The following is a 19,828-nucleotide window of genomic DNA, read 5'->3' as shown; positions in this document are numbered from 1 at the left end:
GCGGCGACACGCCCGGGCGCACGCGTCGACGCGCCGGGCGGGCACAGGGGGTGCCGGGCGGCCGCAATCGCGGGGCAAACTGACCGGGTGGCGAATCATCAGGTTGGCGCCGTCGTCTGTGCGCTGATCGCGGCATTGCTCTTCGCGGTAGCCGCGGTCGCGCAGCAGCATGCGGCGGCCGCGGTCGCACAGGACGAGTCGCTCATGCGTGCACTGCTGCGCAATCCGCGGTGGTGGGCCGGAATCGTCGGGGACACGGGCGGTTACGCGATGCAGGTCGCCGCGTTGGCGCTGGGTGCGGTGCTGCTCGTGCAGCCGATTCTGGTCAGCATGCTGGTCTTCGCGCTCCCGCTCTCCGCGCGACTCAATCACCGCCGCGTCACCCCGCGCACCTGGGCGACCGCCATCGCCCTCGCCGCTGCCCTCGCCTGCTTCTTGATCGTCGGCGATCCGACCCAGGGCAATTCCAATGCGCCCCTGCGTGATTGGATCCCGCCGCTGGCCGCCCTGCTCGGCCTGCTTGCGGTGGCCACGGTCATCGCCGTCGCGACCTCGGACCCGACGCGCCGCGCACTCCTGTTCGGCGCCGTCGGCGGTGCACTGTTCGGCTTGGCCGCCGCACTCACCGACTATGTGACCGAACTCTTCGAAGGCGGCCTCATTCACGTGCTGGGCAGCTGGCAGACCTGGGCCCTGGTCGCTTCCGGCGTGATCGGCCTCTATCTACAGCAACGCGCATACCAATCCGGCCCCCTCGTCGCATCGTTGCCCGCCGTCACCATCGCCGAGCCCCTGGCCGCCGCCTTCATCGGCATCACCGTCCTCGACGAACGCCTCCGCACCACCCCCCTCGGCCTCGCCGTCATCGCCGTAGCCGTAATCATCATGTGCGCCACCACAATCCAACTCGCCCGCGCCCAAGCCGACGCGTGACAACCGGATCAAGATCAGGTGGAATCCATGGCGGCATCGGTCGAGAAACCCCGCCACCAGTGCCACCTGATCTTGATTCCGAAGTCCGCGGCGCGCGTTTCGGGCGAGGTGGGGACCGAATGCTGGGGGATTGCACGGGAGTACGGCGCACCGGTTAGAATCGGTTAAGTGCAGTTTCTCCCTGGTCATCAGCCGCCGTACGACCTGACCTACGACGACCTCTTCCTCGTCCCGAATCGGACGGATGTCGCGTCACGGTTCGATGTGGATCTGTCGACCGCAGACGGGTCCGGCACCACCATTCCCATTGTCGTCGCGAATATGACCGCGGTCGCCGGACGCCGGATGGCCGAGACGGTCGCCCGTCGCGGCGGCATCGTCGTCCTGCCGCAGGATCTCCCGATCGCCGCGGCATCGGAAACCATCGCCTTCGTCAAGAGCCGCTCGCTCACCGCGGATACCCCGGTCACGCTGGATCCGGAGCGTTCGGTCTCCGAGGCCGTCGCGCTGATGCACAAGCGCGCACACGGCGCGGTGGTGGTCGTCGACGGCGGTAAGCCGGTCGGTGTGGTCACCGAGGCGTCCTGCACCGATGTGGACCGCTTCGCCCGGCTGCGCGATGTCGAGGTCACCGACTTCGTTCAGGCACCGGCCAGCACCTCGCCGCGCGATCTGTTCGATCTGCTGGAGACCAAGCACGCGCAACTCGCCGTGCTCGTCGCCGAAGACGGCAGCCTCGCTGGCGTGATGACCCGCACCGGCGCCATCCGCGCCGGGATCTACCAGCCCAATGTCGACGCCGACAACCAGTTGCGCGTAGCCACCGCGGTCGGCATCAACGGCGATGTGGCGGCCAGGGCCAAGGCGCTCGTCGACGCGGGCGCGGATCTGCTCGTCATCGATACCGCGCACGGCCACCAGGCCAAAATGCTCGAAACCCTCAGCGCCATCCGGGATCTCGGCCTCGGCGTGCCGCTGGTCGCGGGCAATGTGGTATCCGCGCAGGGCACCCGTGATCTGGCCGCGGCGGGCGCGGACATCATCAAGGTCGGTGTCGGCCCCGGCGCCATGTGCACCACCCGCATGATGACCGGCGTCGGCCGTCCGCAGTTCTCCGCGGTGGCCGAATGCGCCACCGCCGCAAAGGAACTCAGCGTGCACATCTGGGCCGACGGCGGTGTCCGGCACCCGCGCGACGTCGCTCTCGCACTCGCCGCGGGCGCGTCCAATGTGATGATCGGCTCGTGGTTCGCAGGCACCTACGAATCCCCCGGTGACCTGCGCGTCGACCGCGACGGCAATGCCTACAAGGAGAGCTTCGGCATGGCCTCCAAGCGCGCCGTCGCCGCCCGCACCGCCACCGACAGCGGCTTCGATCGCGCCCGCAAGGCACTGTTCGAGGAGGGCATCTCCAGCTCGCGTATGCGTCTGGATCCGGAACGCCCCGGCGTCGAGGACCTCATCGACCACATCTGCTCCGGCGTCCGCAGCGCGTGCACCTACGCGGGTGCCCGCAGCCTCACCGAGTTCCACGACAAGGCGGTGCTCGGCGTGCAATCAGCGGCAGGTTTCGCGGAAGGCCGCCCGCTGCCGAGCGGCTGGTAGGCCCTCGACAAGGGCAGCTCAGCCGATAGCTCCTCGCGAATGGCAGCCCAGCCCCACAGACGGTAGTCCCTGCTCAGCGACGGATAACGACGAAGGCTGCCCGCCACAACCGACCACAACGGAGCGAGTCTTACGCGCGAGGAGTTCGCGGCGCGTCTCGCGTCCGCGCGCAGGCGCCGCTATCGGGCACAGCCAAGCCATCGAAGCGCATGCCGCAGGCCTGGGACTCGACCACCGGCACGCGTGCACCAAGTGCCGAACATCCCGCCATCCCCAACCACCACGGAGCGAGTCTTACGAGCGACCGTTCGCGGCCCGTCTCGCGTCCGAGTCGTCGAAGCGCATGCGACGAAGTCGCGAGTCTCGACGGCTCGGACGCGAGACACCAGGGGGCCGCGAACACGCAGCGCCGAAGGCGCTGCCATTAGACACAGCCGGTAACATAGTGGTTGCCGGTTTCCGGCTTCAGGAACCCATTTGCCGAGAGGAACAAGTTGTCACCCGCGTCCGAGGGCGCCGCACAGGAGGGCTCCTCTACCGAGCCGGGTGACAAACCCGGCGCTCTCCGTCCCACAGCCGCCCGATCCGATTCAGCTCATCGTATGTTTCGCAGGTGGTGCTGACGATGTCCGTCGTGCTCACCGTGCTCAGCCTGATCGGGTTCATCGCCCTCACCGTCGGCACCGCATTGTTCGTTGCCGCCGAATTCTCACTCACCGCATTGGAACGCAGCACCGTCGAATCGCATGTGCGCACCGTCGGGGATGCCCGCTCGCGCATGGTGCGGCAGGCGCATACCACGCTGTCGTTCCAGCTCTCCGGGGCCCAGCTCGGTATCACCATCACCACCCTGATCACGGGTTATATCGCCGAACCTGTGCTGGCCCGACTCCTATCCCCGCTGTTCACCCCACTCGGCCTGAGCGAGGGTGCCGCGCAGGGCATCTCGCTGACACTGGCGCTGCTGTTGGCCACCTCGCTGTCGATGATCTACGGCGAGCTGGTCCCGAAGAACATCGCGATATCGAAGCCGCTCGGCACCGCCCGGGTGACCGCGGGCCCGATGGTCGCCTTCTCGGTGGTGTTCAAGTGGATGATCCACTTCCTCAACGGCACCGCGAACTGGGTGGTGCGCCGCCTGGGTGTGGAACCGGCCGAGGAATTGCGTTCGGCGCGCTCCCCGCAGGAACTCGGCTCGCTGGTGCGTACCTCCGCACTGCGCGGTGCACTCGATCACCGCACCGCGCAGCTGGTCGATCGATCGCTGCAATTCGGTGAGCGCAGCGCCGAGGAGTTGATGACGCCGCGGGTGAAGATCGAGTCCCTGGACAAGTCCGACACCATCGCCGACCTGATCGCGGCCGCCAGCCGCACCGGTTACTCCCGCTTCCCGATAATCGACGGCGATCTGGACAACACCCTCGGCGTGGTGCACGTCAAACAGGCGTTCACTCATCCGGCGAATGTGCGCAACACCATCCCGCTGCATATGCTCGCCCGGCCGGTGCCGATCGTGCCCGCCAGCCTCGACGGCGACGAGGTGCTCGAGCGGGTGCGCGCCGACGGCATGCAGGTCGCGCTGGTGGTCGACGAATACGGCGGCACCGCGGGCATCGTCACAATGGAGGATCTCATCGAGGAAATCCTCGGCGATGTCCGCGACGAGCACGATGAGGAAGAACGCGATGTCCGCCGGGTCGCCGACGGCTGGGACTGCTCGGGGCTGCTGCGCATCGACGAGGTGTCCCGCGCCACCGGCTACGACGCGCCCGAGGGCGAATACGAGACTCTCGGCGGTCTGGTGCTGACTCGGCTGGGCCGCATCCCGGTCACCGGTGACGAGGTGATCCTGCCGAATCCACGATCGTCGCACCGCTATCCGGATGACGAGGAGGGTGGCTGGATCGCCAAGGTCGAACGGATGGACGGGCGGCGCATCGATCGAATCCGGCTGGTCCCGGTCGCGGCCGCGGTGCTGAACTCGCACAATGCCAAGGAGAACAGCCATGGGTGATCTCCTCGGTGTTCTGTTCACGGTGGTGCTGCTCGGCTGCAATGCCTTCTTCGTCGCCGCCGAATTCGCCCTCATCTCCGCGCGCCGCGACCGCCTGGAAGCGCTCGCCGCGCAGGGAAAGCGCAAGGCGAATACGGTCATTCGGGCTGGAGAGAACCTATCGATGATGCTTGCCGCCGCACAGCTCGGCATCACCATCTGCTCGATCCTGCTCGGCCGGGTCGGCGAACCCGCGGTGGCGCATCTGCTGGAGGGGCCGTTCGAGCTGGTCGGCCTGCCCGAACAGCTGCTGCATCCCGTAGCCTTCGCCATCGCGCTGGCGATCGTGGTGATCCTGCACATTCTGTTCGGCGAGATGATTCCGAAGAATATCGCGCTGGCCGGACCGGAACGCAGTGCGCTGCTGCTTGTTCCGGTGCATCTGATGTGGTTGCGCTTGGCGCGCCCGCTCATCGCGCTCTACAACTTGGCCGCGAATCTGTCGCTGCGCATGTTGCGGATCGAGCCGAAGGATGAGCTGCAGGCGACGGTGTCCAGTGTGGAGCTCGCCGAGATGATCGGTGAATCCCGCTCGGAGGGACTGCTCGACGAGGAGGAGCACCGCCGCCTGACCCAGGCGCTCGGCACCTCCGATCGCGTGGTCGGCGATGTGATGGTGCGGCTGTCGACGACCCGCTCGGTGCCGTTGCGCGGTAACGGCACCACGCTCGGCGATATCGAAAGCGCGGTCGCCGAAACCGGCTTCTCCCGATATCCGGTGCGGGCGAGCGACGGTTCGCTGGTCGGGTATCTGCATGTCAAGGATGTGCTCGACAAGGTCGCCGACGAGAGCGCCGGACCGAATACGCCCATCCCGCGCACCGATATTCGCCCGCTGCCGACGGTGAGCGCTGGTACGCCGCTGTACGAGGCGCTGGCCCGCTTGCGCCGCACCAACTCCCACCTCGGCCGCGTCGTGGACGCCCGCGGCAATACGGTGGGCATTGTGGCGCTGGAGGATCTGGTGGAAGAGTTCGTCGGCACCGTGCGCGACGGGACGCACCGGGTGATCGAATGATCGTGCTGGCCGAGTCCGAGTGGCGGGCCAGGGCCGCCGCCCACCGGGCTCGGCTGGACGAACTCGTCGGACCGTATCTCGAACGGCGCGCGGCGGGTTCGTCACATCCGGTCATCGATTTTCTGTTCACGTACTACGGACATAAACCCGCCCAGTTGCGACGCTGGCACCCTGGATTCGGTGTCGCATTGACCGGAGCGCGGGAGTACGACGGGGCTCGCGGATATCACCAACATGGCGCGGCTGTCTACACAGCGGACCCCGCGTTCATCGGGCGACGTCGTGACACCATCGAATTCATCGCAAAACTGCTGCGCGCCACCGCCTCCCGCCCGGCGCAACTGTCCTGCTTCGGCCTGCACGAGTGGGCGATGGTGTACAAAACCGACGAGGTCCGCCACCAACAGGTGCCGCTGCGCCTGGGCGGCGCCGGTACCGACGCGGTCGTCGAGTCGATGTCCTTGCGCTGCACCCACTTCGACGCATTCCGCTTCTTCACCCCGGATGCCGTCGGCCGCAACGCGGAATCGTTGACGCGCGCCGACCAGGTCGCTCGCGAACAGCCCGGTTGCCTGCACGCCAATATGGACCTCTACAAATGGGGCTTCAAACTGACCCCGCTCCTCTCCTCCGACCTGCTCCTCGACTACTTCGAGTTCGCCTGCGCCGCACGCGAACTCGATATGCGCGCCAGCCCGTACGACCTGACCGATTACGGCTATGAGCCGGTCCGCATCGAAACACCGACGGGGCGTGCCGAATACGTCCGGGCGCAGTCGGCATTGGCCGAGCGATCGGTGGGACTCAGACAGTCCCTACTCGACGTCTGCACATCGCTGCTGACATACGACACCGCGACGCTCACCGCCAGCTGAGCATCACAGCGCGCCCCACGGACCACCTGGCATTTCGCCGAAACCTCCGCGTAAGTTACTGCGCATTACTACCATTCAGTCAGTTTATGCTCCGTCTGAGTCGGCGCGGTATGTGCCCATGATGAGGAAAGTTGGGATGCAACGATGCACCCGAAGCTGACATTGCGCCGTGCCCGGCCGTTGACTTTGTTCGCCACCGTGGTGGTGGCCGCGATGATGTTGCCGAGCAGCGCATCGGCCGATCTGCAAGACGATATCGCCACGGCGGTTCAGGAGTTCCTCGATGTGGGCCGGACCTCGGTACCCCGGGCGGACTGCGGACCCGGGTCGATGCCGGAAACCGGGCTGCAAGGCGATGTTCCGGCCGCCGACCGCGACAATCGGCGCAGCACTCAGGGCTACACCTGCAATATGTCGATGGTCGGCAATTACGCAGGCCGGGGGGCGGGGATCACCTCGACCAGCTTCGATCATTGCGCGTATATGGGTTCGTTCTTCCCCGGCGACCTGATCAGCGAGGGCCGCGGTGTCCAGGTGCTCGACGTCTCCGATCCGGCACACCCGCGCCCGACGGTCACCCTGACCGAACCGGCGATGCTCGCGGGCACCTGGGAGAGTCTCAAGGTCAATACCGAACGCAAACTGCTGGTCGGCACGGGTGTGCCGGTCGGCGAGGGCGTCGGCTATCTGTCGGTCTACGACGTCTCCGATTGCGCGTATCCGAGGCTGCTCAATCCGGGCCCCGGTACGAATCTGCTGATGCCGCTGCCGATCACCACCCACGAGGGCGGCTGGTCCCCCGACGGGCGCACCTACTGGGCCTCGGGAATCGCGCCCGGTTTCGTCAGCGCGGTCGATCTCACCGATCCGACCAATCCCCACGTCATCTGGCAGGGGTTGACCGGGATCGAGGCGCACGGCTTCGGCATCAGTCCGGACGGCAACCGCATGTACCTGTCCGCGCTCGGCGGATTCACCGTGCTCGATATCAGCGCGGTGCAGCGCCGCGACCCCAATCCGCAGGTCACCCATATCGGCCGCACCTTCTGGACCGACGGCTGGGCCACCCAGCACAGCATCCCGGTGACCTACGACGGCAAGCCCTACCTCTACACCGTCGACGAAGGTGGTTCCGGCGGTGTGAAACTCATCGATATCTCCAACGACACCGCACCCAAGGTCGCCGGGAAGGTGAAGCTGGAGATCAACCTGCTGCAGAACATCGACAGCAATATCGGTAGTTCGATGGGCGGTTCGGTCTTCGCCTACGAATCGCACTACTGTGCCGCCGACCGTCCGGACGACCCCACCGCACTCGCGTGCGGCTGGATCTCCTCCGGCATCCGGGTTTTCGACGTCCGTGATCCGCACAATATTCGCGAGATCGCCTACTTCAATCCGCCCGCGCGAACCGGCCAGAACCTGAGCCTGTGGAACTCACCGCACGCCCTCGCCTCGATCATCGGCGTGCCGTTCATGAGCGCACCACCGGCCGCACGCGCGGTGTTGGAGGGGCAATTCAATCCGATGGACGCACTCACCCCGCGCACCGGCAAGCTCGCCTTCGGTGATGTCTCCACCGATTGGTGCTTCTCGCCGCCGGAGTGGCGCGGCGATCAGCTGTATGTGGCTTGCTCCGATAACGGATTCATGGTGCTGCAACTCGAGAACGACGTGTATGCGGTGCCCGAGAATCAGCAATCGACCGTCGGGTCGTAGCCGTGTCCCGTTGGTTCCGAGTCGCGGCGCTCGCCTCTGTTGCGTTCACCCTGATGGCGCTCGGGGCGGCGCTGCGTCCGCTCGTGCTGCCCGAAGGGCATACGGCCGCACCGGTTCTCAGCGCGGTCGAGATCGGATTCGCGCAGGATATGACCGCACATCATCAGCAGGCGCTGATCATGGTGCAGCGCTTGGATCGTGGCGTGGATCCGACCGTACTGCGGTTGGCACAACAGCTTTCGGATGCGCAGCGCATCGAGATCGGGACCATGCTGGGGTGGCTGCGGTTGGCCGATGCATCGCCGCTTTCGTCGCATCCGATGGCGTGGATGCACGCCGATTCGGCTGCCTCGCAACATCATCCGAGTGCGAACCCGTCGGACGGCGATGCGATGCCGGGTATGGCGACCACCGTCGAACTCGATGCACTGGCCGCGGCCCGCGGCCGCGACGCCGAAATCCTGTTCCTGCAAATGATGTTGCGTCATCACCAGGGCGGATTGGTTATGGCTCGTGCCGCCGATGAACTGCTGCCCTCGGGTGCGGTCAAGGAGACCGCCCGCTCGATGTTCCAGAGCCAGAGCCAGGAGGCCGGTGTGATCAGCGTGCTGCTCGCCCAACTCAGTGGTCAGGCACCGCAATAGCCGAACCGTGCCCCGTCGGACGCGGGTCGGCCACGCGGTGCTACTTCAGAGTGCCGGGTGTTCGGCGCGGTCGGCTCTGTGGAGACGATGATTCCGATGTGTCCGAAGCCGGGGGTAAGGTCGATCCGAATCGACGGCAGAGGAAGGCTCGAGCGACACGTGATCCGGACCGAGACAGTCACCGTTCCCGAACACGTGCACGGATACCCCGACGTCGCATTCGGCGGCTACGTCGCTGGTCTGCTGGCCGGGCCGTGCGAGGCCGCTGAGATACGCGTCGACTTCCGTGCCAGGGTGCCGCTCGAGACCCCCATGTCATTGCGTCCGAACAGGTCCGGTGGATACGCGCTCACCGACACCGACGGCGCGTTGCTCGCCGAATCGACTCCGGCGGATCTGACCATTGATGCGCCGAGCGCCCCGAGTTGGGCCGAGGCGAAGGCCGTCACCGACGCGGCCATGGTGTCGCGGCGTGTCACTGAATGCTATGGCTGCGGCGCCGCCTGCGCACCCGGTCGTGGGCTACGCCTGCTCACCTGGGACACACCGGATCACGATCTCGTCATCGCCGCTTGGACCCCCGATCCCGGGTTGGCCGACGAATCCGGCCGACTCCCACCGCAAGTCGTCTGGTCCGCCCTGGACTGCCCCGGCGGCTGGACCGCCATGCGCAAACAAGGCATGGGCTTCGGCGGCGTGACCGCGGCCCTCACCGCCACCCAACTCCAGCCCATCTACCCCGACTCCCCCTATATTTCCTACGCCTGGCCCATCGCCCACCAGGGTCGCAAACACACTGTCGGCATAGCCCTCGCCACGGCCTCCGGTGACCTCTGCGCCGTAGCCGAAGCGCTCTGGATCCAACCCAAACCCTGAACGCGCTGGGGCTACTTCATGGTGGCCAGGTTTCGCCACAGGTTCCGCAGGCTGTCGGTACCGCCGAACAACGTGGTGAAGTTGGTGGAATCGATCAGCACGATGTCCCCGGCACGCCCGTCGGCGGGCGGCATCCAGATCAGCGCATTGAATTCCGTGTTGCCCGCGGCGGTGAACGGATGGGGTCGCTCGGGGTCGACACGCTGGCGGCCCAGGACGCGGAGCGAGTCGGATTCGGGCGCGGTGAGCTCGTAGTGCGGTAGATGAGGGTGGAAGTTGAATGTCGTGACGTTGTCCAGCAACCGGGGTGCGTCCAGATCAGGGAACCCGGTCAAGGGTGCGATCTCATCGGTGCCGTCGACGACCGCGGGTCGCAGACCCCATTTGTTGTGCACCGGAACATCGAGGGCCCGCATGAGCGAGCGTGTGTACTGGCCGAATCGTTGCTGCCGCGGCACCAGCGGGTCACCGTGATGCTCGAATTCCATTTGTCGCTGGGCGTAGTCGTCGGTGCACCCGACGTCGTGGTGCGGCGCCAGCAGCAGACAGGTGCCTTCGCGTTGCAGCCAGTCGCGGATCGCGTCGCACTCCTCCGAGGCGGCTTGCTGCTCGGAGAGAACGTGATCGAGCCCGAAAACCATCAGGGTGTCGGTATCGGCCAGAATCCGCTCGTCGATCGGCAAGGTGTAACCGGCCTGGTCGATGCGCTGGAATACCGCGACGGGGTGACCGGTGGCCTCTTCGGCAAGTTGTTGAAACGCCAGCGTCGAGCGATGGAACAGCTCCAGGGTGCCCGCGATGCCCTGTAGGAAGTGCGCGGCGTCGTATTCCGGAGTTTCATAGCCCGGCCACAGCACGTTGCGGACCTCGGTCATCGTCGAGAAGCGGTTATACATCTCGGCGGGATCGCGTTGGGCCTCCCACGGATAGCTCCACGTCCAATAGATGCTGATCCGTCGCCGCCCGTCGTGGTCGCGCGGCATGTGGCTCTGGTTGTAGGTGCGTGCCAGCGGACTGGTGCTCATGGTGTCACCTCTCGGCTGTCGAGCGTTGCCAGGTATCGAAGCGCGCTGATACTCGGAAGGAAGAAGTACGCGCCGCCTCTGAGCGTGGTGAAGGCGGGCAGTCCCGCGAGCACCTTGCGAATGGGTCGCTTGGGGATCGTGAAGTCGTAGGTGCCGTCCTGGGTGCCGCAGATCGGGTCGTGTTCGTTGCCGAGTTCGTGGAATGTCTTGTCGTTGATCCAGACGTTTTGGGCGAACTCGAACTGGCGGACCAGGCTGGCGCAGATGATGAACGCGGCGATCCCGCGGTCCACCCCGTCGTCGGGGGCATCCTCGGGTAGCGCGGGACCGTAGGTGGCGCCGCGGCGAATCATCCTGCGGCGGTTCATATTTACCGCAGTGTCGCGAGGGTTGAGGCGCCGCGCATGCGCGCCGAGTGGGACCGCGTAGCCGTGCGGATCCATTGCCTTGTAGTCGAAGTCGTTGTTGCGCATGGGATCCGCGCCCAGCGCCGGATCATCGCGATCAGGAGCCAAAACCAGGGGTGCACCGCTGCGCCAGCGCCCCATGAGCTTCGCGGCGAGCAATTCCTGCCCGTCCGGGGTGTCCGCGTGCTCGCGCAGATAGTTCCGAAACGCGCCGACGTGCTCTTGCAGCCGCCGGTAGGCCATATAGCTTCCGTTGCGGAACAACACCTCCGGCCGCGGCAGCGCTCGGGGTGGCCCTTCCTCGTCCGGATAGCCCAGGATGAATTCACCGGGTTGCAGCGCTGCTCCCGAGCCGGGGGTAGGTGTTTCACCGGATCCGGCGATCACCGGCTGGGACAACCGGTCGCGGAACCCGAAGTGATCGTGGGCGTAGTCGAAGGGTGGCGTCGCATTCAGATCCAGGAACGACAACACGCGCACACCCGAGCAACGAGCGACCAGTTTCCGGTGTTCGGCTGTGCAGCGCTTGTGCTCGGCATCGGTGCGGGCGAACAGAATCGCGATGGCATGCAGTTCGTCACCGGCCAGCCCGCCTACCCAATTGTCGGGATGAGCAGCGCCCGTGTCGCCGAGGATATCTGCGCGTGCGGCCATACCTTCGCGGAACTCATCCGGGAAGGCGGCCAGCGTTTCCTCCTGCACGCCGAGCGCCCGCAGCCCGTGCCAGGTGAAGGCCAGCGTGACCCAGCGGTCGGAACTGTCCATCGTCGCGCGCACGTCCGCGGCCGATTGCACGCGGTCCACCAGCGGAGTCAACCAAGCACGAGCACCCGCGGGATCGTCGAACGACAGGAACTCATAACGGCCGGTCACCGCCGGGGTCCGGGTCAGCAGGATGTGCTGAATATCGTCGAGTTCTAGCATGGGCCAAGGTAATTACTGCATCTGATCGAGCATTTCGGAGAACGCCGCCTTCAGTCGCAGCGCCTTTTTGATCTCGACGCCGGTGACGTACGGATACTCACCGTATTCGAGGAAGCTCGGAAATTGGTGCTCGCGGACGTATTTCACGAACGATGCCGGATTTTCCTTCCAATCCTCCGGGAACCCCTCGAGATTCGTGAAAACCGTTGTTATGCCGGTCTGCGAGAACAGCGTGACGGCATCCTCGGTGTATTTGTCGAAATCGGTGTCGAAGATGCCTTGATATTGGAAATGCAGACCCGATCCGACATCGAACAGCAGCCACCGCAGATAGTGCAGTCGCAGCGGTGCCAGTACCTCCGGATCAGCCGCTATTGCGGCTTCGAGTTCCTTGCCGTGCGCGCGAATGGCCTCTTCCCGGCCGGGTTTTACCTTGGCGATGATCGAGAATCCGTAGCAGGACGGCGTCTGGGGATAGATCGGACCGTATCTTCCCCGCTCCAACTCGAAATAGCCCTCCGCCGGGATGGCCATCGCCGCCGGTTTACTCCAGTCACGTTCGGTTATCGACATATCTTCACCCACCTTCCATCACAGTAAGGCCGGACTTTGCTCATGCTATGCCTTAGGCCCAGCACACCGAAACCTCCGATAGCAGTGGTAATCACCGAGGTAGGTGCGGTGAAAGTGCGCCGGTCATCCTAGAAAATTCAACATGATTGCAATTCCCGCCCACCAACGCTCGAATTTGACAGAATCACATCATGTCGACATCGCCGGAACATACCGAGTCGGCGCCGACCCCGCGCCGGTTATCGACACCGCGAGCCGCCGCACTCGCCGGAGTGGTCTTCGCGGTCCTTTTCGGTACCACGCTGATCTTGATCCGTATCGACATGCCTGGCGGCATCGAAGGCTCGACTCATTGGCTGAACAGCCAGCGCAACTCCATCAGGACAGCGACCGTGCTCATGCCCTTCGCCGGAATCAGCTTCTTATGGTTCATCGGCGTCGTCCGTGACGGACTCGGGCGCTACGAAGACCGGTTCTTCCTATCGGTATTTCTGGGCAGTGGACTGCTGTTCCTGGCGATGATGTTCGTCGGCACGGCCGTGGCCGCCGGTCTGGTATCCAGCAACCACGACGTGGCCGAACCGGCCGCCCGCGCCGAAGTGGTCGACTTCGGCAAGATGGTCGTGGTGTCGGCGAGCCAGACCTACGCGCTGCGGATGGCGGCGGTATTCATGATCTCGCTCGCGACGATCTGGCTGAAGACCGGGCTCATGCCCCGCTGGCTCACCGTTCTCAGCTATCTGGCGGCCCTGGCACTGCTGATCGCCAGCGAAACAAGCGAGTGGCTGACGCTGGCTTTCCCGGCGTGGGTGCTCGTGGTCAGCGGTCTGATCCTGGCTCGCGCCGGTATCAAAGAACATTCGCGTGCAGAGCACGACTGAGCCCGTGGACGAGCCAGCCGCCCGCCCTTCCGCCGATCTGGAGTTGGTCTACCAGACCGTGGCGGACCGACGTCTGCAATACGAGAACCTGCTCTGGCAGGTTCCCACGCTCAGTCTGACCGCCCAGGCGTTCCTGTTCAGTATCTCCATGGGAGCGGGAAACGATTCCATCGCGCGGATAGCCTCGTCGCTACTCGCGCTGATCGTGTCGATCATTTCGATCATGCTGATGGCCAGCCATCGCCTCGCCGAGCGTAAGGACGCGCTGTGGCTGGAGCGGTTCGAACAGCAGCAGATCGGAGCGGGCACCTGGGGTGCACACGGCACGGTCTTCGAGACCCAGCAGGAGGATGTCGATCTCGACGTCGGCTGGCTGGACAACCTGATACCGATGCGGCAGATGTTCACCGTATGGGTCATCGGACTGGCCTGTTTCGGTATGGCCGCCATCTTCATGATCATCCGGACGCTGGTCGGTGTCGGGCACTGAGCGGCCTGGGTCGATCGGTCAGGTCTTTTCGGTGAACCGGTACCAGGGGCCGTGGAAGGGTTCGTAGCCGATACCGCCCGGTCCGGCGGGACCGGTGCTCGGGGCACTGTCCGGGAAGTAGGCGAAGCCTTCGGAATTGGTGGCTCCGCCACTGACGTAGAACAGGCAGGCGCCGTCGCGGCGGGTGATATAGGTGACGGTGTAGACGCCGAGGCGGGTGCGGTGGCCCGGGTTGGCGCAGGCGACGGCCTGATCTTCGAGGATGGGACGGGACAGCCGCCAACCGGTGGTTTCGGGGACCTCGTACCACACCAGCGCGGCGAGCGCGGCGATCAGTAGCGGTGCGGTCAGGCTGACGAGGACGGCGTGATAGCGGATCAGGCCGAGGATGGCGAAGACGATCGCGACCAAGCCGACCACCGAAAGTCCCACCCACAGCAGCACTTTGGCCGGAAAACTGCCCTGAGCAGCCAATTCCCAGCACAGCGCGGCGCAGAGTAGCGCGATGACGGTGGTGATGGCGCCCATCCAGAGTTCGAACCACAACGGTGTCGGTCGGGTGCCGCTGCTCATGCCAAAGAAGATACGTCGACCTGCCCTGTCCCCGAAGGGAATCGGTGCACCATCTGGTGGAAATATTTCACCGGACGAAGGAGACCCCCGGCACCGGCATCCCATCGAGGGGCCAGGACCGGGGGTCGTCGTACCAGATGTTCAGCTCGGCTGTTACAGCGGCGGGAACCCGGCCGAACCGGTGGCCATCCAGTTCCAGAACATCGCCGCGCGATTCACAACCAGGGCGAATACATCAAGGACAACGCTTCCCATAAAACTTCCTCACATCCGACTACCTCGTGCAGCGCCCAGGGTAACGGATCGTTATGTCGGTCGAAACCAATCATCCGCCCCGTCGACGGCCGTCGTGTGGTAAAGAAATCGCCCGCCCGGCACGCTCCCGGGCGGGGGATTTCACGAGTTACTCAGACCCGCAACGCCTTAGACGCAGGCCAGCGCCTTGGCCTCGCGGCGACGGCGGTGCAGGATCGGCTCGGTGTAGCCGTTCGGCTGCTTGGCGCCTTCCAGCACCAGCTCCTTCGCGGCCTGGAACGCGATGCTGCTCGCGAAGTCCGGCGCCATCGGCCGGTAGTTCGGATCGCCCGCATTCTGCTTGTCGACCACCGGCGCCATCCGCTCCAGGCTGGCCACCACCTGATCGGCGGTGACCACGCCGTGACGCAGCCAGTTCGCCATCAGCTGACTCGAAATGCGCAGGGTCGCACGATCTTCCATGAGACCGATATCCCGGATATCGGGCACCTTGGAGCAGCCGACGCCCTGGTCGATCCAGCGCACCACATAGCCGAGGATGCTCTGGGAGTTGTTGTCCAACTCCTGCCGCTTCTCCTCATCGGTCCAGTTCGGATCGGCCGCAAGCGGAATCTCCAGGATCTGATCGACGGTGGCACGACGACCGCCCGCGGCGATCTCCCGCTGCCGCTCGAACACATCGACCTGGTGGTAGTGCGTCGCATGCAGCGTGGCCGCGGTCGGCGATGGCACCCAGGCGGTGTTGGCACCCGAACGCGGGTGGCCGATCTTCTGCTCGAGCATGTCGTGCATCAGATCCGGCATGGCCCACATGCCCTTGCCGATCTGCGCCTTCCCGGGCAGCCCTGCGACCAGACCGGTATCGACGTTCCAGTCCTCGTAGGACAGGATCCACTGCTGGGTCTTCATCTCGGCCTTGCGGACCATCGGCCCCGCCTCCATGGAGGTGTGGATCTCGTCGCCGGTGCGGTCCAGGAAGCCGGTGTTGATGAACACCACGCGCTCGGCGGCGGCCTGGATACAGGCCTTGAGGTTGACCGTGGTGCGGCGCTCCTCGTCCATGATGCCGACCTTGAGGGTGTTGCGGGCCAGGCCGAGGACGTCCTCGATCCGGCCGAACAGTTCGTTGGTGAAGGCGACCTCGTCCGGGCCGTGCATCTTCGGCTTCACGATATAGACCGAACCGGTGCGGCTGTTCTTCAGTTTCGTGTCGCCGAGCAGACTGTGCTTGGCGATCAGCGAGGTGATCAGGCCGTCCATGATGCCCTCGGGCACCTCGTTGCCCTCGGCATCGATGATCGCGTCGGAGGTCATCAGGTGACCGACATTGCGCACGAACAGCAGCGACCGGCCGTGCAGCACCAGCTCGCCACCGCCGAGCGCGGTGTAGACGCGGTCCGGGTTCATGGTGCGGGTGAAGGTCTTGTCGCCCTTGGTCACCTTCTCCGCCAGCTCGCCCTTCATCAGGCCGAGCCAGTTGTGGTAGCAGAGCACCTTGTCCTCGGCGTCCACCGCGGCCACCGAATCCTCGAAGTCCATGATCGTGGTGACCGCGGACTCCAACACCACATCCTTGACCCCCGCCGGATCGGTCTTGCCGATCGGCGAGGCGGAGTCGATCTGGATGTCGATGTGCAAACCGTTGTGCTTCAACAGGATCGAGGTCGGCGAGGCCGGGTCGCCCAGGTAGCCGACCAGTTCCGCGCCGTCGGCGGCCAGCGTGGTGACCCCGTCGTCGCTCAGCGTGACCGCCAGCTTGCCGCCATCGATCGCGTAGTGCGTCGAGGACTGGTGCGAGCCGTTGGCCAGCGGGGCGGCGGTATCGAGGAACTTGCGCGCGAATTCGATCACGCGGCCACCGCGAATTGGGTTGTAGCCGGTGCCCTTTTCGCCGCCGTCGGCCTCGGAGATGGCGTCGGTGCCGTAGAGGGCGTCGTAGAGCGAGCCCCAGCGCGCGTTCGCGGCATTGATCGCGAAGCGGGCGTTCATCACCGGCACCACCAGCTGCGGGCCCGCGGTGGTGGCGATCTCGTCGTCCACATTCTGGGTGGCGATCTGGAAGTCGGCCGGTTCCGCGCGCAGGTAGCCGATATCGCCGAGGAAGCTCTTGTAGGCGGCCTTGTCGTAGTTCGCGCCGGGGTGTTCGGCGTGCCAGGCATCGAGCTTGCCCTGGATCTCGTCGCGTTCGGCCAGCAGGGCGCGGTTGCGCGGAGCGAGGTCATTGATGACCTGCTCGGCTCCGGCCCAGAACGCGGCGGAATCTACGCCGGTTCCGGGGAGCGCCTCGTTCTCGATGAACTCGTGGAGAACGCTGGCCACCTGGAGCCCGCCGACCTGAATCCGCTCTGTCATCTACTGCCTCACTTTTGAGAAAGCCGGGTGGGAAAAATCGCAACCAATGTTACCCATCGGTAGTGATGTGACGGTGTGTCGGGGCCTTGATTGTATCGTCCGGCGGAATTAATGTACTGGTTGGAACATTACCGGCAGCCGGAGCAATGGAGCGCAATGCCAGGACAGTCGTTAGCGGATAAGGTCGCGCTGGTCACGGGCGGTAGCCGCGGGCTCGGTCGCCAGATGGTGCTGGCCTTCGCAGCCGCCGGTGCGGATGTGGTGATCGCCGGTCGCAAGCTCGACGGGTGCGTCGAACTCGCCGATGAGGTAAAGAACACCCATGGTCGGCGCGCATTGCCGGTGGCGTGCAATATCAGCGACTGGGCGCAGTGCGATGCGCTGGTCGAGGCGGCCTACGCGGAGTTCGGCAAGGTCGACGTGCTGGTCAACAATGCCGGGATGTCGCTGCTGTATCCGAGCCTGGATCAGGTCAGCGAGCAGATGTTCGACAAGGTGATCGCGGTGAATCTCAAGGGCCCGTTCCGTTTGTCGAGCTTGATCGGTACCCGGATGGCCGCAGCCGGTGGCGGTTCGATCATCAATATCTCCTCGATCGAGGCGACGCGACCGGAACCGCTGGCGGTCCCCTACGCGGCCGCCAAAGCCGGATTGGCCAATCTCACCAGCGGACTCGCGCAGAGTTTCGCACCGACGGTGCGGGTCAACACGATTCAATGCGGTCCGTTCGAGACGGATATAGCCAAGGCGTGGCCCGATGAGCTGCGGACGGAACTGACTCGCCATATGGCGCTCGGACGGATCGGTCGCCCGGATGAGATTGTCGGCGCGGCACTGTACTTCGCGACGGATGCCTCGGCGTATTGCACCGGCGCGAACCTGGCACTGGACGGCGGGTGGCGATGAAGGCCCTGACTTACCAAGGACCACAACAGATCGGGTACACCGAGGTACCCGATCCGATACTGCCCGGCCGCGACGGCGCCATCGTTCGCGTGACCGCCGCCGGAATCTGCGGAAGTGATCTGCACATCTATGCCGGGCACGGCTTCACCGACGGCACCGGATACAGCGTCGGGCACGAGGCGGTCGGTGAGATCGTCGAATTGGGTTCGGACATACAAGGATTCGCGGTCGGTGAGCGGGTGCTCGTCTCCGCGTCCGTCGGCTGTAACCGCTGCGCCAAATGCAAGGCAGGCATCGTGGCGGCCTGCGAACGCCATCCGATGCCCGCCGATGCCTGCTACGGACTCGGCGGCTCGCTCCCAGGTGCGCAGGCGGAATATCTCGCCGTACCCCATGCCGAGGGAAATCTGGTACGGCTTCCCGATACGGTCAGCGATGAGGCGGCGATCGTGCTCACCGATAATGCGCCGACCGCCTGGTACGGCGCGCGCCGCACCCGCATGGCACCGGGTGACACCGTGGTGGTGATCGGACTCGGACCGGTCGGGCTGATGGCCGTGCAATCGGCATTCGCGATGGGCGCTTCGCGGGTGCTCGGCGTGGATCTGGTGGCCGAGCGCCGTAAGCGTGCCACCGAATTGGGTGCGGAGATAGTCGAATCCGCCGAACCGAAGACCGTCATCCGCGAGATGCTCAGCGGCGGTGCGGATGTCGCGATCGAGGCGGTCGGCGCCGATGCGACCATCAATCTCGCCATCAGTGCCGTCGGACATCGCGGCCGAGTCGGCGTGGTCGGCGTCAGCCATAACCGCGCCTTCCCCTTCCATATGCAGCTGGCGCAGGTCAAGGAGCTCGAGTTCCATATCGGACTCTGCTCGATCCAATACGAACTGCCCGCCCTGCTGCGGCTCACCGCGGCCGGACGAATCCGGCCCGAAGCCGTTGTCACACATCGCTTCCCGATGTCGGACGGTGCGAATGCCTACCGCATGTTCGCCGACCGTGCCGACGAGGTTTCCAAGGTCGTCCTGGATCCACGCCGATGACCGCGGCATCGCGCAGCGATTCGACGAGGGATGGTGGCCGGGTGACGGATTTCGCTTCACCTCGTCGTCGCGGTCGTCCACCGGCCGCGGAGACCACCGCCGAGGCGACCAGGGCGCGCATCGTGGCGGCGGCGGTGGAACTGTTCGCGGAGCAGGGTTTCCACGGCACCGGCGTCGCGGAAATCGGTGATCGGGCCGGGGTGCAGCGGGGCGCGCTGTACTACCACATCGGTTCCAAGGAAGAGCTGCTCTGGCAGATCCTGCGCGATTACATCCAGCTCATGCTCACCGACGCACAGCGGATCTCCCGCGGCATCGACGACCCGATCGTCAAGTTGCGCAAGCTGATCCACAGCCACGTCGGGCTGATCATCGAGCATCGGCGTGAGGTCGCCATCCAATTGCGCGATGTCACCGCGCTGACCGGCGAGCGCGGCGAGGAACTACAGGAAATGCGGGACGAAATACAGGCCTGCTGGCAGCGCGTCATCGATGCCGGTCATGCGGCGGGCCTGCTGCGCACCAGCGATCACGTGGTCACCAACAGTGTGCTCGGCATGCTGAACATGGTGACCTTCTGGTACCGCCCGCACGGCGGGCGCTCCCCCGACGAAATCGCCGACATTGTGGCGTCCACCGTTCTCGACGGCATCACCGACACGAAAGGCTGACC

18 protein-coding genes are annotated in these 19,828 nt (G+C 65.3%); 13 read left to right on the top strand and 5 right to left on the bottom strand.

The window, feature by feature from the left end; translation table 11 throughout:
- Positions 1-87: 87 nt before the first annotated feature.
- The 8 genes from NA5_RS13930 to NA5_RS13895 all read left to right on the top strand — a co-directional run bounded on the left by NA5_RS13930 (position 88) and on the right by NA5_RS13895 (position 9,723).
- Positions 88-933 carry a DMT family transporter gene (locus tag NA5_RS13930; protein WP_062985734.1) on the top strand — a complete coding sequence of 282 codons (846 nt, stop codon included), beginning with the start codon at positions 88-90 and terminating at the stop codon, positions 931-933.
- 168 nt (positions 934-1,101) lie between these two features.
- Positions 1,102-2,538, top strand: coding sequence for a GuaB1 family IMP dehydrogenase-related protein (locus tag NA5_RS13925; RefSeq protein WP_062985732.1), 1,437 nt, complete (start codon positions 1,102-1,104; stop codon positions 2,536-2,538).
- A 625-nt stretch (positions 2,539-3,163) separates the two neighbouring features.
- Entirely contained in the window at positions 3,164-4,552 is a 1,389-nt protein-coding gene (locus tag NA5_RS13920; protein WP_062985808.1) for a hemolysin family protein, read from the top strand.
- Positions 4,545-5,609, top strand: a complete 1,065-nt coding sequence (locus NA5_RS13915) for a hemolysin family protein (RefSeq protein ID WP_062985730.1) — start codon at positions 4,545-4,547, stop codon at positions 5,607-5,609. Before NA5_RS13920 ends, NA5_RS13915 begins: the two co-directional genes overlap by 8 nt.
- Positions 5,606-6,484, top strand: a complete 879-nt coding sequence (locus NA5_RS13910) for a hypothetical protein (protein WP_062985728.1) — start codon at positions 5,606-5,608, stop codon at positions 6,482-6,484. The genes NA5_RS13915 and NA5_RS13910 overlap by 4 nt, the downstream gene beginning before the upstream one ends.
- Before the next feature lie 144 nt (positions 6,485-6,628).
- Positions 6,629-8,203 (top strand): LVIVD repeat-containing protein, encoded by a 1,575-nt coding sequence (locus NA5_RS13905; RefSeq protein ID WP_157110394.1) that lies wholly within the window; start codon positions 6,629-6,631, stop codon positions 8,201-8,203.
- A gap of 53 nt (positions 8,204-8,256) precedes the next feature.
- A complete protein-coding gene (locus NA5_RS13900; protein ID WP_062985803.1) occupies positions 8,257-8,847 on the top strand; it encodes a DUF305 domain-containing protein in 591 nt (196 codons plus the stop codon).
- Positions 8,848-9,006: 159 nt separating this feature from the next.
- The gene (locus NA5_RS13895) at positions 9,007-9,723 is read left to right on the top strand and encodes a hotdog fold domain-containing protein (protein WP_062985726.1); all 717 of its coding nucleotides are present in this window, start codon (positions 9,007-9,009) and stop codon (positions 9,721-9,723) included.
- A gap of 11 nt (positions 9,724-9,734) precedes the next feature.
- Here the strand turns inward: NA5_RS13895 and NA5_RS13890 are convergent, their stop codons facing one another.
- Genes NA5_RS13890 through NA5_RS13880 form a run of 3 tightly spaced genes read right to left on the bottom strand, consistent with a single transcriptional unit; the run spans position 9,735 to position 12,652 of the window.
- On the bottom strand, positions 9,735-10,748 hold the full coding sequence (locus NA5_RS13890; RefSeq protein WP_062985724.1) for a hypothetical protein: 1,014 nt from the start codon (positions 10,746-10,748) through the stop codon (positions 9,735-9,737).
- Complete coding sequence (locus NA5_RS13885; RefSeq protein WP_062985722.1) at positions 10,745-12,079, bottom strand: Dyp-type peroxidase; 1,335 nt, start codon at positions 12,077-12,079, stop codon at positions 10,745-10,747. Before NA5_RS13885 ends, NA5_RS13890 begins: the two co-directional genes overlap by 4 nt.
- A gap of 12 nt (positions 12,080-12,091) precedes the next feature.
- Complete coding sequence (locus NA5_RS13880; RefSeq protein WP_062985721.1) at positions 12,092-12,652, bottom strand: hypothetical protein; 561 nt, start codon at positions 12,650-12,652, stop codon at positions 12,092-12,094.
- Between the two features lie 191 nt (positions 12,653-12,843).
- Between NA5_RS13880 and NA5_RS13875 the strand changes: the two genes are divergently transcribed.
- Both NA5_RS13875 and NA5_RS13870 read left to right on the top strand, forming a co-directional pair.
- The gene (locus tag NA5_RS13875; RefSeq protein WP_062985719.1) at positions 12,844-13,533 is read left to right on the top strand and encodes a hypothetical protein; all 690 of its coding nucleotides are present in this window, start codon (positions 12,844-12,846) and stop codon (positions 13,531-13,533) included.
- 4 nt (positions 13,534-13,537) lie between these two features.
- Entirely contained in the window at positions 13,538-14,023 is a 486-nt protein-coding gene (locus tag NA5_RS13870; RefSeq protein WP_062985716.1) for a hypothetical protein, read from the top strand.
- 18 nt (positions 14,024-14,041) lie between these two features.
- Here NA5_RS13870 and NA5_RS13865 read toward each other — a convergent pair whose 3' ends face one another.
- Both NA5_RS13865 and NA5_RS13860 read right to left on the bottom strand, forming a co-directional pair.
- Positions 14,042-14,596 (bottom strand): hypothetical protein, encoded by a 555-nt coding sequence (locus NA5_RS13865; protein ID WP_062985714.1) that lies wholly within the window; start codon positions 14,594-14,596, stop codon positions 14,042-14,044.
- A 423-nt stretch (positions 14,597-15,019) separates the two neighbouring features.
- Positions 15,020-17,203, bottom strand: coding sequence for a malate synthase G (locus NA5_RS13860; protein ID WP_062985712.1), 2,184 nt, complete (start codon positions 17,201-17,203; stop codon positions 15,020-15,022).
- Positions 17,204-17,359: 156 nt separating this feature from the next.
- Here NA5_RS13860 and NA5_RS13855 point away from each other — a divergent pair, with 156 nt between their 5' ends.
- From NA5_RS13855 to NA5_RS13845, 3 genes are read left to right on the top strand one after another with little or no spacing between them, the layout of a single operon-like run.
- The gene (locus tag NA5_RS13855) at positions 17,360-18,109 is read left to right on the top strand and encodes an SDR family NAD(P)-dependent oxidoreductase (protein WP_062985792.1); all 750 of its coding nucleotides are present in this window, start codon (positions 17,360-17,362) and stop codon (positions 18,107-18,109) included.
- Complete coding sequence (locus NA5_RS13850; RefSeq protein ID WP_062985799.1) at positions 18,106-19,155, top strand: alcohol dehydrogenase catalytic domain-containing protein; 1,050 nt, start codon at positions 18,106-18,108, stop codon at positions 19,153-19,155. Before NA5_RS13855 ends, NA5_RS13850 begins: the two co-directional genes overlap by 4 nt.
- A 41-nt stretch (positions 19,156-19,196) precedes the next feature.
- Positions 19,197-19,826, top strand: coding sequence for a TetR/AcrR family transcriptional regulator (locus NA5_RS13845; protein ID WP_062985794.1), 630 nt, complete (start codon positions 19,197-19,199; stop codon positions 19,824-19,826).
- The last annotated feature ends 2 nt before the right edge of the window (positions 19,827-19,828 follow it).

The sequence above is a fragment of the Nocardia anaemiae NBRC 100462 genome (assembly GCF_001612725.1).
GTDB classification, from domain to species: Bacteria; Actinomycetota; Actinomycetes; order Mycobacteriales; family Mycobacteriaceae; genus Nocardia; species Nocardia anaemiae.
This window is presented reverse-complemented; position numbering and strand designations above follow the sequence as displayed.

What these genes read in the sequence shown, in the direction of transcription:
- NA5_RS13850 (WP_062985799.1), top strand. Translation starts at nt 18,106, where the DNA reads ATGAAGGCCCTGACTTACCAAGGACCACAACAGATCGGGTACACCGAG.
- NA5_RS13920 (WP_062985808.1), top strand. Translation starts at nt 3,164, where the DNA reads ATGTCCGTCGTGCTCACCGTGCTCAGCCTGATCGGGTTCATCGCCCTC.
- NA5_RS13915 (WP_062985730.1), top strand. Translation starts at nt 4,545, where the DNA reads ATGGGTGATCTCCTCGGTGTTCTGTTCACGGTGGTGCTGCTCGGCTGC.
- NA5_RS13880 (WP_062985721.1), bottom strand. Translation starts at nt 12,652, where the DNA reads ATGTCGATAACCGAACGTGACTGGAGTAAACCGGCGGCGATGGCCATC.
- NA5_RS13900 (WP_062985803.1), top strand. Translation starts at nt 8,257, where the DNA reads ATGGCGCTCGGGGCGGCGCTGCGTCCGCTCGTGCTGCCCGAAGGGCAT.
- NA5_RS13875 (WP_062985719.1), top strand. Translation starts at nt 12,844, where the DNA reads ATGTCGACATCGCCGGAACATACCGAGTCGGCGCCGACCCCGCGCCGG.
- NA5_RS13890 (WP_062985724.1), bottom strand. Translation starts at nt 10,748, where the DNA reads ATGAGCACCAGTCCGCTGGCACGCACCTACAACCAGAGCCACATGCCG.
- NA5_RS13910 (WP_062985728.1), top strand. Translation starts at nt 5,606, where the DNA reads ATGATCGTGCTGGCCGAGTCCGAGTGGCGGGCCAGGGCCGCCGCCCAC.
- NA5_RS13855 (WP_062985792.1), top strand. Translation starts at nt 17,360, where the DNA reads ATGCCAGGACAGTCGTTAGCGGATAAGGTCGCGCTGGTCACGGGCGGT.
- NA5_RS13860 (WP_062985712.1), bottom strand. Translation starts at nt 17,203, where the DNA reads ATGACAGAGCGGATTCAGGTCGGCGGGCTCCAGGTGGCCAGCGTTCTC.
- NA5_RS13885 (WP_062985722.1), bottom strand. Translation starts at nt 12,079, where the DNA reads ATGCTAGAACTCGACGATATTCAGCACATCCTGCTGACCCGGACCCCG.
- NA5_RS13865 (WP_062985714.1), bottom strand. Translation starts at nt 14,596, where the DNA reads ATGAGCAGCGGCACCCGACCGACACCGTTGTGGTTCGAACTCTGGATG.
- NA5_RS13905 (WP_157110394.1), top strand. Translation starts at nt 6,629, where the DNA reads ATGCACCCGAAGCTGACATTGCGCCGTGCCCGGCCGTTGACTTTGTTC.